At 32.5% G+C, this 13349-nt stretch carries 15 protein-coding genes; 6 read left to right on the plus strand and 9 right to left on the minus strand.

The features are described from left to right. Positions 1 to 14: 14 nt before the first annotated feature. From BUB82_RS05050 to BUB82_RS05060, 3 genes are all read left to right on the plus strand, one after another. On the plus strand, positions 15 to 1346 hold the full coding sequence (locus BUB82_RS05050) for a gliding motility-associated protein GldE (RefSeq protein ID WP_073192519.1): 1332 nt from the start codon (positions 15 to 17) through the stop codon (positions 1344 to 1346). Then, on the plus strand, positions 1339 to 1899 hold the full coding sequence (gldD, locus tag BUB82_RS05055) for a gliding motility lipoprotein GldD (RefSeq protein WP_449421151.1): 561 nt from the start codon (positions 1339 to 1341) through the stop codon (positions 1897 to 1899). Before BUB82_RS05050 ends, gldD begins: the two co-directional genes overlap by 8 nt. 261 nt (positions 1900 to 2160) lie before the next feature. Continuing rightward, positions 2161 to 3051, plus strand: coding sequence for a DMT family transporter (locus BUB82_RS05060; protein ID WP_073192520.1), 891 nt, complete (start codon positions 2161 to 2163; stop codon positions 3049 to 3051). A 53-nt stretch (positions 3052 to 3104) separates the two neighbouring features. Here the strand turns inward: BUB82_RS05060 and BUB82_RS05065 are convergent, their stop codons facing one another. Both BUB82_RS05065 and BUB82_RS05070 read right to left on the minus strand, forming a co-directional pair. Next, on the minus strand, positions 3105 to 5168 hold the full coding sequence (locus tag BUB82_RS05065; RefSeq protein WP_073192521.1) for a M16 family metallopeptidase: 2064 nt from the start codon (positions 5166 to 5168) through the stop codon (positions 3105 to 3107). Between the two features lie 5 nt (positions 5169 to 5173). Then, positions 5174 to 6502, minus strand: coding sequence for a M16 family metallopeptidase (locus BUB82_RS05070; RefSeq protein ID WP_073192522.1), 1329 nt, complete (start codon positions 6500 to 6502; stop codon positions 5174 to 5176). Between the two features lie 176 nt (positions 6503 to 6678). Here BUB82_RS05070 and BUB82_RS05075 point away from each other — a divergent pair, with 176 nt between their 5' ends. From BUB82_RS05075 to rpmA, 3 genes are all read left to right on the plus strand, one after another. Then, positions 6679 to 7125: a DUF4199 family protein gene (locus tag BUB82_RS05075; RefSeq protein WP_073192523.1), complete on the plus strand. Its 447-nt coding sequence runs from the start codon at positions 6679 to 6681 to the stop codon at positions 7123 to 7125. A 63-nt stretch (positions 7126 to 7188) separates the two neighbouring features. Further along, positions 7189 to 7689 (plus strand): 50S ribosomal protein L21, encoded by a 501-nt coding sequence (gene rplU / locus BUB82_RS05080; RefSeq protein WP_073192524.1) that lies wholly within the window; start codon positions 7189 to 7191, stop codon positions 7687 to 7689. 16 nt (positions 7690 to 7705) lie between these two features. Next, positions 7706 to 7966, plus strand: a complete 261-nt coding sequence (gene rpmA, locus BUB82_RS05085; RefSeq protein WP_073192525.1) for a 50S ribosomal protein L27 — start codon at positions 7706 to 7708, stop codon at positions 7964 to 7966. 76 nt (positions 7967 to 8042) lie between these two features. On the opposite strand, the gene BUB82_RS05090 is transcribed toward rpmA, so the two are convergent. Genes BUB82_RS05090 through recA form a run of 7 tightly spaced genes read right to left on the minus strand, consistent with a single transcriptional unit; the run spans position 8043 to position 13330 of the window. Further along, positions 8043 to 8480 (minus strand): hypothetical protein, encoded by a 438-nt coding sequence (locus BUB82_RS05090; protein WP_073192526.1) that lies wholly within the window; start codon positions 8478 to 8480, stop codon positions 8043 to 8045. A gap of 18 nt (positions 8481 to 8498) precedes the next feature. Next, positions 8499 to 9005, minus strand: a complete 507-nt coding sequence (locus BUB82_RS05095; RefSeq protein ID WP_073192527.1) for an acyl-CoA thioesterase — start codon at positions 9003 to 9005, stop codon at positions 8499 to 8501. A 54-nt stretch (positions 9006 to 9059) separates the two neighbouring features. Next, complete coding sequence (locus BUB82_RS05100; RefSeq protein WP_073192528.1) at positions 9060 to 10004, minus strand: HU domain-containing protein; 945 nt, start codon at positions 10002 to 10004, stop codon at positions 9060 to 9062. A 53-nt stretch (positions 10005 to 10057) separates the two neighbouring features. Next, on the minus strand, positions 10058 to 11299 hold the full coding sequence (locus BUB82_RS05105) for a hypothetical protein (RefSeq protein ID WP_073192529.1): 1242 nt from the start codon (positions 11297 to 11299) through the stop codon (positions 10058 to 10060). Further along, positions 11299 to 11844: an RNA polymerase sigma factor gene (locus BUB82_RS05110; protein ID WP_073192530.1), complete on the minus strand. Its 546-nt coding sequence runs from the start codon at positions 11842 to 11844 to the stop codon at positions 11299 to 11301. Before BUB82_RS05110 ends, BUB82_RS05105 begins: the two co-directional genes overlap by 1 nt. A gap of 3 nt (positions 11845 to 11847) precedes the next feature. Then, positions 11848 to 12258 carry a hypothetical protein gene (locus BUB82_RS05115; RefSeq protein ID WP_073192531.1) on the minus strand — a complete coding sequence of 137 codons (411 nt, stop codon included), beginning with the start codon at positions 12256 to 12258 and terminating at the stop codon, positions 11848 to 11850. 49 nt (positions 12259 to 12307) lie between these two features. After that, complete coding sequence (gene recA, locus BUB82_RS05120; protein WP_073192532.1) at positions 12308 to 13330, minus strand: recombinase RecA; 1023 nt, start codon at positions 13328 to 13330, stop codon at positions 12308 to 12310. Between the last annotated feature and the right edge of the window lie 19 nt (positions 13331 to 13349).

Below are 13349 nucleotides of genomic sequence, written 5' to 3' on the forward strand. Positions count from 1 at the left end.
AATTTAGTTTCAAATTGGAACCTGAACCCTCGAGTTTATTTTTATTAGTAAGTCTACCAACAGCCGAAATTATTAAACTTGTAATTTTGGTGATATTATTGCTTTGTTCAGCCTTAATCTCTGGTTCTGAAGTTGCCTTGTTTTCTCTTAAACCAACCGATTTTGATACTGACCACAGCAGTTTAACTCCAAAAGACCATATCTTAATTAGGCTACTTGATCGACCAAAAAAGTTGTTAGCCACAATTTTGATTGCTAATAACTTCATCAATATCGCAATTGTACTTATTTATAGCTCTGTAAGTGATTACTTTTTTCAAGGCACGAATATTTATTGGTCAGGCTTAAGTTTAAAATTACTGATTGATATTGGTTTAGTGACCTTCTTAATTCTTCTATTTGGTGAAATTTTACCCAAAGTTTATGCCAATAGAAATAGTGTTGAATTTGCCCAATTTATGGCCATTCCGCTTGGTTTTTTAGATAAATTCTTCTCTCCATTAAGCTTGCCTATGCGAGCGGTTACCATTAGCATACATAATAAATTTGGTAAACAAAAATCTAACTTAAGTATAGATCAACTTTCGCAAGCGCTAGAACTCACTCATGAAGCTGAAACAACTACAGATGAGAAAAAAATATTGAAAGGCATCGTTTCTTTTGGTAACACAGATGTTAAACAAGTCATGAAACCTAGACTTGATATGTTTGCTCTAGAAACGACAACCAAATTTAACGAGGTATTAATTCAAATTGTAGAAGAAGGTTACTCAAGAATTCCTGTTTATGAAGAGAATGTTGATAATATTATTGGCATTTTATACGTTAAAGATTTGCTGCCGTATCGTGATTTAAACAAATTTGAATGGCAAAATTTGTTACGCGAACCTTATTTTGTGCCTGAAAACAAAAAATTAGATGATTTATTAAACGATTTTAAATCACAAAAAAACCACTTAGCTATTGTTGTAGATGAATATGGAGGCACAAGCGGACTTATTTCTTTAGAAGATATTATTGAAGAAATTGTTGGAGATATTAGTGACGAATACGATGATGAGGATTTGATTTTTTCTAAAATTGATGAACATACCTTCATATTTGAAGGGAAAACAGCTCTAAAAGACTTTTACCGTATTTTTGAACTTGAAGAAGAAGAACAAGAACAGTTTGAAAATGATAAAGGTGAGTCTGAAACTTTAGCAGGTTTTGTTCTTGAAATTTCGAAAAGCCTTCCTATCAAAAATCAAATAATTTCTTACTTGAGCTATAAGTTTACAATTGAAGTTGTTGATAATAAACGTATTAAACAAATTAAAGTCAAAAAACATGCCTCAAATTCCTAAGCTATCATGCGTAATTATTTTAGTATTTGGCTTATTGGGTTGTGAATCTAATGTTCAACCTAAGCAAAAGGCCTTTTTAGCTTTAGAATATCAATCGCCGAGTTATCAATTAATAAAATCTGATTGTCCTTTTCAGTTTGAAATTAACCAAATCGCTAAGATAGAAACGCCACAAAATTTTGATCCTTGCTCCTTTAATATTCGTTACCCTAAACTTGGGGCTACTATTTTTTTTACCTATAAACCGATTCATAATAACTTGAAATCGCTTTTAACAGATGCCCAAAAACTTCCTCTTAAGCACACTATAAAAGCTGATGCCATTGAAGCTGATATTTTCACTAATGACGTTGCAAAAACCTATGGTAACTTTTACGAAGTTGAAGGTGACGCAGCTTCTCAAGCACAATTTTATTTAACCGATAGTTTACAACACTTTGTTACAGGTTCAATTTACTTTAAAACAGCACCTAATTACGATTCAATTTTACCAGCTGCATCCTATATTAAAAACGACTTAAAGCATATTGTTGAAAGTATGCGCTGGAAGTAATTATACCAAATATTCTGTAATATGAGACAAAAAGAAATTGAATTATAATTGTCTTAATCAAGGCAAAAAAATTAATCCCAAAGCATCGGGACTAACTACGTTTCATTTTTTTAACGAAGAGAAAGGCAATTAGAAACTATTTATCTCATTTTATGGGAGATTTGGTATTAGATTTATTATAAAATTTCAACTTGAAATTTTAACCCAAAATTATTAGACAACTTCAATATTAAAATAGACTTTTGCGCAAAAAATTAAATTGTGCCAAATCATTATTTAAAATGGGTGTATTTAATTGCACTATCACTACTTTGGGGAAGTTCGTTTATATTGATAAAAAAAGGACTTGAAGGCTTAACGCCTATTCAATTAGGTGCCGTTCGTGTATTAATTACTGGTCTTTTTTTATCTGCAATTGGTTTTAAAAAGGTAAAACAAATCAAGCAGAAACAGTGGTTGTGGATTGCTATATCAGGTTTTATTGGTACACTTTTTCCGAGCATATTGTTTGCCTATGCCGAAACAGAAATAGATAGTGCAATTGCTTCAATTTTAAACTCAACTGTACCACTATTAGCTTTAATAGTTGGGATTACATTTTTTGGAGCTATGTTTAATAAACAACAATTTTGGGGTGTTTTGGTAGGCCTTTTAGGTTCGGCTTTACTCATTTTTGCTGGAGCATCTTTAAATCCAGGTCAAAACTATTGGTATGCTCTATTACCAGTTATCGCTTCTTTAATGTATGCATTTAATGCTAATATCATTAAATCTTATTTACAAGATATTTCGGCTTTAGGTATTGCAACTGGCTCATTTATCGTTTTAATTCCTTTCGCATTTGGGCTTCTATTAGCTACTAATTTTTTTGATGCAGACAATTTATCTAATGCTGTGGTGCAAGAGTCACTTTATTATGTGTTAGTTTTAGCTTTATTAGGCACAGCCTTAGCAAAAATTATATTTAACCGATTAATTCAATTATCTAATCCTGTTTTTTCAACGTCGGTTACGTATTTAATTCCTGTTGTGGCTTTGTTTTGGGGTGTGATCGATGGAGAATCTTTTAATTCATACCAACTTGGTGCTGGTGGCGTAATATTGCTTGGTGTGTACTTATCTAACCGAAAAAGAAAATTGAAAAAATCATAAAAAAAGCCGTTCCTAATGAAACGGCTTCTTTAATTGAATTTTACTATTCTTAATTATTCAAAATCTTTGTCTGAAACGCCTTCGTTAATTTTAACTTCGTTCATATTAAAATCAAGTTTTCGAGGACCAAAGCTTTGAGTTAGTATATGTGGCATCATAACGCCGTTTACTTCTTTGTAATCATCATACATTACAAGAGTTTCCATACTTCTACCCATTTGCTCTACAACGGTTTTAGTTTGAAGTTTTAAGCCAGTTTCAGTACTGTAATACTCTGTCATATTTTCAGACATTTTAATGGCATAAGCATCTTGACCATTTACATTTTCGATACCTGTTAGTTCAGCATCATCAGAAACGCTAAGTTCAGGAATAGCACCACTTGTAGCTTGATAAGTTTTAATTTGCTCGTCAGTCATTTCAATACGTTGACCCTGTTGAACTATATAACCAGATTCGCCATTAAAGACTTGTAAGCTTAATGGGTTACCATTCATTAAAAGAGCGATGCGCTGCTTACCATCTTTTGTCATTTTTTGTTCTAAAGCGAGCTTCATACCTTGCATACTAGCACTACCTTTCATATAAATTGAGTTGACTTCTTCAGCTTTCTCTCTGCCACCAATTGCATTGATGTAATCTTCATAAATTGTGGCAACTGTTACGCCTTCTGGTAGTGGTTTTTTAAATTCTGGTTTATCTGTTTTATTAGCTTTTTTGTCATAATACAGAACCGGAAGCTTTTTCTCATTAAATTTAATTTTTTCTAAATTTTCAGCAACGTCAACACCTTTACCAGCGATAACAACTCTTACTTTATCAAGCTTAAGGTATTTTTGAGCCACACGTTTAACGTCTTCAACTGAAACCGCATTGATTTTCTCAAGGTATGTTTCATAGAAATCTTCAGGTAAGTTGTTGGTCTCTATGTTTAAAGCATAATTTGCTATTGTTGAAGGTCTTTCAAGACGCATTACAAAATTACCTGCAAATTTACTTTTAACATCTTCGAGCTTTTCAGCATCAACATCTTCAGTTCTAATACGCTTAATTTCTTTTAAAAATTCAACTACAGCGCTATCTGTTACAGCGTTTCTAACACTTGCAGAAGCTGTAAATCGTGAAGCATAACGGCTTGCGCCAATGCTTGATCTTGCACCATACGTATAGCCTTTGTCTTCACGAAGGTTCATGTTTAAATAACTCCCAAAACTACCACCAAGAATTTGATTAGCTACTAAAACTGGAAAGTAATCAGGATTATTCATTTGTAAGTCAACTGTATTTTCTACCGTAATTTGGCTTTGTACTGCATTAGGCATATCAACAAAGTTAATTTGCGCATATTGAGCATTTTTAACAGTTGGCAAACTTACATTTGGTGGTGTTGCTTTTTTCCAATCAGAAAAATACTCCTTTACAAGTTTCTTTGCCTCTCTTTTAGTTATGTCGCCAACAATTACCATGTAAGCGTTTTCTGGCACAAAATAATTTCGGTAAGTATTTTGTACATCTTTAAGTGTAATTGCTTCAACTGTCTCAGGAGTTACAAATTGACCGTAAGGATGGTTTTTACCATAAGCTAATGCAGATGCAACTCGGCTTCCGATGGCTGCAACGCTTTTTTCGTCTGTTTTTAAACCTTCAATAAGTTTAGTTTTTTCAGCTTCAAATTCTTCTTGTGTAAATAAAGGATTAAGAGCTCCTTCGGCCATTAATTCTAAAATTCTAGGAAAATATTTAGATAATGAACTAGCAAAAGCACTTTCTGAACCAAAGCTTACACGCGCACCAAGAAAGTCAATTTCTTCGTTAAATTCATCTTTAGAGATATTTTCTGTTCCTGTACCAAGTAGCGAAGAAACTAGGCTTGATGTCCCTGGTTTATCTGCAGTATAAGGTTTATTATCTATAATTAAGCTTGCTGAAATTCGTGGTAATTTATGATTTTCTACGACTAAAACTTCAAGCCCATTTCTTAGGTTAAAACGGTCTGGCTCGCCAATATTAACCTTTGGTGCTGGACCAGGTTTTGGCATGGTTGATCTATCGATTTGAGCATTGACACTTGTTGCGAAAATGCACAATACAATTAAGGTTATAAGTTTAAATTTCATAGTGCTTATTTTTGTTCTTTTTCTGATTCTGGAAGGTAGTCTAGGTCAAGTCTTTGGTTTTTATTTAAGTACTTGTTAGCAACTTCTTTTATTTCTTCTCGAGTAATACTTCTATAAATGTCTATTTCTTCATTAATTAAATCAGCGTTTCCATATAATACATGGTAGGTAGCTAAAGAAGAGGCAATACCCTGAATACTTGAGTTTGAATTTACAAATTGGTTTTCGAATTTATTTTGAAGTTTTTGGTATTCACGTTCAGAGATGAGTTCTGTTTTTAGTTTATTAACTTCATCATCCATGATTTCGGCAAGTTTTTCAAGTGGTGTATCTCCTAGCGGAAGTGCACCCATGATGTATGTTCCATAATCTTCCATAGGTCTTGGGAAAGCTAAAACTTGTAGCGCAACTTTTTCGTCATCGACCATACGCTTATACATTCTTGAGCTTTTTCCATCGGTTAAGATTGAAGATATCATACTCATTACATATGAATCTCTTTCACTCATACCAGGAATTCTGTATACATGAGCTTTAATTGGAATTTGAATATTACTATCGTACTCAGTAGCTTTAATGGTTTCGGTAATTGGTTTTTCGGTAATTTGTACACGTTCAACTTCAGGTTTTGATTTTACAGGACCGAAATAATCTTTAATCATAGCCTTAGTTTCTTCCATCTCTAAATTACCTGCAACAACTAGAGTTGCGTTATTAGGACCATAATATTTATCAAAAAAAGCTTTAAACTCTTCTAATTCAGCAGCATCAAGGTCTTGCATTGTACCGATAACAGAGTTTTTGTACGGATGCTTGTCAAACATATATTTATTGATTCCTGTAGCGTAGATAATTTTACCGTAAGGTGCATTATCAATTCGTGAACGCTTTTCTTCTTTTACCACTTCATTTTGTGTGTCTACACCAACTTGATTAATAACTGGGTGAAGCATACGTTCAGACTCCATCCATAAACCAAGTTCTAAAGCGTTAGAAGGAAAAGTTTCATAATAGTAAGTTCTATCTTGGGTTGTATTTGCGTTATTACTACCACCATTAGCAGCTACAATATTAAACCATTCGCCTCGCTCAATATTTTTGGTCCCTTCAAATAATAGGTGTTCAAAAAAGTGCGCAAATCCTGTACGTCCTGGAGCTTCATCTTTAGCTCCTACGTGATACATCACACCAACTGTTACAACCGGAACAGAATTATCTTGATGAATAATCACATCTAAGCCGTTGTCAAGTTGGTACTCTTCAAATTCTACTTGCTGAGCAAACATCGTTGTACTGGCGCAAAGCAGAAACAATAAGTTAAGTTTTTTAATCATTTTAAGTTGTTTTAGTTTATATATTAGTTTATCGATAAATGAAGTTGTTACAAATATGACTATATTTTTTTCAAATTTTTAGATAAATTATGAATTTCTTATGGTTTTAGCACAATTAACATGATGTTAAAACACTGATTAATTAATTTATACTAATTTGAAGAAAAAATTAGATTATGACAAAATTTATACTTCCAGTTAGATTTGGTGTTGCTTTAACAACATCGCTTATTGCTTATTTTTTAGTATTATCTTTATTTGATTTACATACAAACCCAATGTTTAGTTTGTTTAATGGCGTAATTACAGGTTTTGCTATTTTTGAAGCTATTAGGTTTAGACGAATAGAATTAAAATCTAATTACAATTACAGTATTGGTTTTAGCGCTGGTATTGTAACTGGATTTATTGGTAGCATTTTGTTTACTATTTTTATGACAATTTATGCTACTGAAGTTGAGCCAAAATTTATCAACCAGTTAGCAACAAATTTTTCTAATAGTTATAACATTGGGCCTGGTATTTTTGCGTTTGTGGTTGCAATTATGGGCTTTGCTACTTCGGTAGTGCTTACTTTATCTTTTATGCAATTATTTAAAAATCCTATTCAAACTGAAAGCTAAATGTTTGTATTTAAAAATTAAGCACTATATTTGCAAACATTTTTAAAATTAAACACTAATATTATGTATGCAATCGTAGAGATAGCAGGGCAGCAATTTAAAGTTGCAAAAGACCAAAAAGTGTTTGTACATCGATTAAAAGAAGATGAAGGAGCTCAAATTAGTTTTGACAAAGTTCTTTTGTTTAATGATGGTACTAACACAACAATTGGCGCCCCAGCTATAGATGGTGCAAAAGTTGACGCAAAAGTCCTTAAGCACTTGAAAGGAGACAAGGTTATTGTCTTTAAAAAGAAAAGAAGAAAAGGTTACAAAAAGAAAAACGGTCATAGACAATATTTGACTGAAATCCTTATTGAAGGCCTTACAGCTAGCGGAGCTAAAAAATCTTCTGCTTCTAAAAAAGAAGAGCCAAGCAAAGAAACCGCTAAAGCTGAAAATAACGAAACGAAAGACTTGAGTAAGCACACAGTTGCTGAGCTTAAAGAAATGGCTAAAGCTCAAGGTTTAGAAGGATATTCTTCATTGAAGAAAGCAGAATTAATTGAAGCTTTAAGTAAATAATTAAAAACTTTTAGACATGGCACATAAGAAAGGTGTAGGTAGTTCTAAGAACGGAAGAGAATCAGAATCGAAACGCTTAGGCGTTAAAATATTTGGTGGACAAGCCGCTATTGCTGGCAATATTATTGTTAGACAACGTGGTACAAAACATAAGCCTGGCGCTAATGTTTACGTAGGTAAAGACCATACATTACACGCTAAAGTAGACGGTATTGTTCAGTTTAAGAAAACTAAAGACGATAAGTCTTATGTTTCTGTTGAACCTATCAATGCATAATAATTGCATTTAATTTAATAAAAAAACCTGTTGAATAATCAACAGGTTTTTTTGTGGTGTATAATTAATCGTTTTTTTAAAACCATGCATCCCAAGGAATTCTTGATAAAACTAAGATTAATGCCAAAGCATAAAAAATAGCAATTGTTCTAAACTTTTTAGTAGATGAAAGCTTCTTTTTGTGCTTACTATAGCCTATTGTAATTAACACAATAGCTATTATCATTGTTAAGGGATGTTCTACTAAGTATAATCTTAGTGTTGAGTCTTTCATAACAGCTCCCATACCTTGTTCTGAAAATGCTACAAAATAGGGCTGCACAAAATAAAGCACTAAGCCAATGAGTAATTGCAAGTGCGAAACAATTAAAGTAAATAACGAGATTCTAAAATCTTTAGCTGCATAGCTTGATTTATTTAAGGTCTTTATAATAGCGTTAAATGTTGCTAGTGTTAAAACAAGCAAAACAAGATAAGCCCAATAAGAGTGAACAATTTGAAAAACTTCGTACATGTGTTTATTTTTTAATGATTATTCAAATAATGCTTTTAATTCAGTCGCATCTTTAGCTTTCATTTTACCTGCTAGAACAAGACTGAGTTGCTTTCGCCTTAAGGCAGCATTATAGCGTTCTTTTTCTAAATCTGTTTGTGGTGTAATTTCTGGGATAGGAACTGGATGCCCGACATCATCAACCGCCACAAAGGTATAAATAGCTTCATTAGCCTTAGAGCGTCTTCCGCTTTCGCGATCTTCTATCCAAACATCTATAACAATCTCCATAGAGGTTTTAAAAGCCCTAGAAACCTTGGCTTCTACAGTCACAACACTTCCTAAGGGAACCGATTTATTAAAGGCAACGTGGTTAACTGATGCCGTAACTACAATTCGTCTAGAATGGCGTCTGGCAGCAATACTAGCAGCACGATCCATTCTTGCTAAAAGTTCACCACCAAACAAATTGTTTAATGGATTAGTTTCACTAGGCAAAACTAAATCTGTTAGAGTTGTTTTAGAATCTTCAGGATATTTATTCATTTCAGAATTTTTCACAAAGGTAAAACTTATACATTTAAGAATATCCTAAATGTTTTATTTTACCAACAACCAAGCCGCTTTATTTTCGGTAAGTCTTATTTCTTTTAAAAATTGTCTAGCTTTAACACGGTCGCTAAAACTTGCGTAAGCTATTTGATGCAAATTGTAGGTATTAAGACCAACATAATTTGCTTTGTATCCATTCTGAAGTAATTCTTCTAAACGCTTATTGGCATTTGACTTTTCTTTAAAAGCACCAGCAATGATATGAAAGGGTTTAACTTCAGTTGGAGCAGAAACTAATTTTTTTTCTGTTTCAATTATAATAGGATCTAGCGACGTTTGAAGTGAAAATTGAGCCGTTTGAATTTTGTTTTCAATTATTTTTTGCGCTTTTTGCTCGTTAGCTAACGAATTTTTTTGAGCAGTGTTATTTATGTAGTTATAACCCCAAACAGAAAAAATTCCTATAAGTAAAATAATAGCAGCTGCATATTTTGTGAAATGAATTGAGTTTTTTGGTGTTTCTTTAGAAATTTCAATAACATTTGAAGGCTCTTCAGCCGTAACTTCATTCTCAGGAACCGTAATCGTTGAAGTTTTACAAGTTTGCAAGCCATAAGCTTCTAACAAAAAGTTTGCTGTTTCATCGGCTGTAAAGACAATAGATTCATTTTGTTTAAAGCTACCTATTCCTTTCAGTTTAACTTCTTCACCTTGCTCAAGACTTGACTTTAAATCTTCTATATAAAAACTAACTTGACGTTCAGCTTTTTGGAAACTTATGTTAAGCGATTTTGCTAAATTATTGGTTAATAAACCATCGTGGTTTTTGATTTGCGCGCTAAACTGAATTGTTTTTTTTGGTGGCGATAATATATGAGATTCTGTGTTGATTTTAGCTGACTTTTCTTGTGTTAAAAAGGCACCAAAATCAGGTAAAATCACACAATCGTGATGGTATAAAAGCTCTATAATATGCTTTGTTATAACAGTCATAACTACAAAAATAATCTATTTTTAGAGCTAAAAAAATTTAAGTGTAAAAAGATTTAAAATTTAAACTGAACGCCTGTAAACACCCCAAAATAATATGGCTGTATATTTGTTGTACCTGATTTAAACGTATTGATTTGATACTTAAATGTAGGTTCAAAATTAAACGACCATTGTTTAGATAAACCATAATTAATGCCTAAACCTAAGTTTGTTGAAAAACTTGTCTCATTTAAGTTGTTAGCTTGACCTATTTCGGTTTGTGTAGTTGTGGTTTCAAAAACCAAAGCGTTATTATTCAGTATTAGGGTACTTGCGCCACCAATTACATTAACTCCAATTTTTTTATTAATGAGTTGATACTCTAACTCTAAAGGAATCTCAATAAAACCTAATTGCTGATTGATATTACCAAAATTTTGCGCTGTTCTAAAATTTTCACCACCATAATTAGCCATTTCTGTTGAAGAAACCACAGCGTAATATTGATTATTAGCGTTTAAATTAATGTTGGCATCACTAAAAGCAGGGTTATCAAAGGTCATTGTAACATCATTAGTGACATAGCTTAAATTAACTTGATTAACGCCTGTTCTTAGTTTAAGTTTTTCAGTTAATTTATAGGCTAAATTGACGCCGTAAGCCATATTAACCGCATTACCTTCTGAAGAAAAATTAGAGCCTAAACTGCTTGTGTTTGTCATAGCATTAGAAAACACAGGTGCAACTTGAGGGTTAAGAGACCAACGATTTTTAAGCGTTTTAACTTCTTTAGCTTTAGTGCTAGCCATCTTAAAATTGAAAATAGGAATTGCTTCAGAATTTATAACATTATTAGAGCTCGAAATTGATTTTTGTTTTAATAAAGAATTTACCGAAGAAACTTGCATTTGTTCTTCAAATTGAGTTTTATCTAAATTTTGATTTGTTACATCAGCTTCTACTGAAGGCCTTGATAATAAACTTAAATCCTGATAAATAATAGAAAAAGCTTCAGGTGAAATTGTACTAATTTCGGTTGTAAAATTAACATCATAATCTATTTCAGAAAAGCCTTGGGAGTTATTTGCAACACTTGTGTTTTGCGTATAATTATAATAAAAACCTAAACCAAACATTAAAACCGCAATAGCTGCAACACCAGCATATTTATAAAACCAAAACGGTATAAGTCTTGATTTAGTTTTAGGTTGAAGCTGAGATTCTATATTACGCCAAGCTTGTTGTGGTGCTTCAGGCTGAAAATCATTTAAACCTTCTTGAAAAACGCGATCTATATGTTTACCCAAATCACTCATTAAGCTTGCTTGATAGATTTTTGTTGAATTAGACGTTCAACTTTAGTTTTTAAAATAGCTCTAGCACGAGATAAGTTAGATTTAGAAGTACCATCGCTAATTGATAAGCAATCGGCAATTTCAGCATGAGAATAGCCATCTAAAACATATAGGTTAAATACTAACCTGTAGCGATCTGGTAATTCTTGAATTAAGCTTAATAACTCTTTAAGTTCTAGGTTTGGTAAGTCTTCTACAATATAATTGTCGTCTTGAATTGTATTAGGAGAAATAAGCTCAAATACTTTTTGATGTTTGTACTTTTGTAAAGCGGTATTAACAACAATTCGTTTCATCCATCCCTCAAAAGAACCTTTGTGTTTAAACTGCTTTATTTTTTCAAAAATAGTTATAAAAGCATCCTGAAGGTTATCTTGTGCTTGCGCATGATTAGATGAATACTTTAAGCAAATTCCAAAAAACTTATCAGCATACAATAAATAAAGCTGCTTTTGCGCTTCAATATTATTGTTTTGACATTGCTTGATAAGTTTTTTTAAAATCATTTGTTATGGCTCTATTACGGTAACCTCATGCTCAATAAAATCTTGATTGCCTGGCGTATTGTCGCTAAGAAATCGAAAAGTGATAGTACCTGATGTTGTCGCTTCATAGTCGTAAGTTCTAATATTAACATCGTCAGAAGATTCACATGAAAGATTATCATTAAAATTTAAAATTGCACCTACAACAATTGTATTTTCATTTACAACTTCAGTCTCAAACCGATTAAATGAGTGGCAATCTGATATTTGGTCAACAGATAAATCAAATTGATATGAATTTCCTAAAACTAATTCATCTGGTAAATTTGCAAAAGAAATTGTACCAACTTCAGTACCGCTTCTGTCATAAAAATCATCTGATTCACAACTGAAAAAGCTAAAAATGACTAATGTAATACTGATAATTTTTTTCATAACCTTTAACTTAAGATGATAAATTGCTAAAATGGTTGCGTAAAAAGTTCTATTCTTCAGCTTTAGCTAATTTAATAGCATCAATAATTTTAGTTTCAAGTTCTTCCATCAATTCAGGATTGTCTTTGAGTAAGGTTTTTACGGCGTCACGCCCTTGACCTAATTTTGTGTCTTCATAACTAAACCATGAGCCGGCTTTTTTTACAATTTCGTAATCAACCCCAATGTCTATTATTTCACCAATTTTTGAAATTCCTTCACCATACATAATGTCAAACTCAGCCATTTTAAAAGGTGGCGCCACTTTATTCTTGACAACTTTTACACGGGTTTTATTACCCATAACATCACTATTACTGTTTTTAATTTGAGTAGAACGTCTAATATCTAATCTTACCGAAGCATAAAACTTTAAAGCATTTCCACCAGTTGTTGTTTCAGGATTGCCAAACATCACACCTATTTTTTCACGTAATTGATTAATAAAAATAACCGTACAATTAGTTTTACTAATAGATGAAGTTAATTTTCTTAAAGCTTGAGACATTAAACGTGCATGAAGACCCATTTTAGAGTCACCCATTTCGCCTTCAATTTCACTTTTAGGAGTTAATGCCGCTACCGAGTCAATTACCACAATATCTATGGCTCCTGAGCGAATTAAATTATCAGCAATTTCAAGCGCTTGTTCGCCATGGTCTGGTTGAGATATAATCAAATTATCAATATCTACGCCAAGGCTTTGTGCATAAGTCCTATCAAAAGCATGCTCAGCATCAATAAAAGCAGCTATACCACCAGCTTTTTGAGCTTCAGCCATGGCGTGAAGTGTCATGGTTGTTTTACCTGACGATTCTGGTCCATAAATCTCAATAACTCTACCTCTAGGATAGCCGCCAACTCCTAAAGCTAAATCTAAACCTAATGACCCAGAAGATATTGCATCAACATCTTCAACGGCTTGGTCACTCATTTTCATAACAGTTCCTTTACCGTAAGTTTTATCTAATTTATCTAAAGTAAGCTTTAAAGCCTTTAGTTTTGCGTCTTTTTCTTTATTGTCTTTTGCCATAATTCAGGTTTTCTAAATA

The sequence above is a fragment of the Psychroflexus salarius genome (genome assembly GCF_900129035.1).
Taxonomy (GTDB): Bacteria; Bacteroidota; Bacteroidia; order Flavobacteriales; family Flavobacteriaceae; genus Psychroflexus; species Psychroflexus salarius.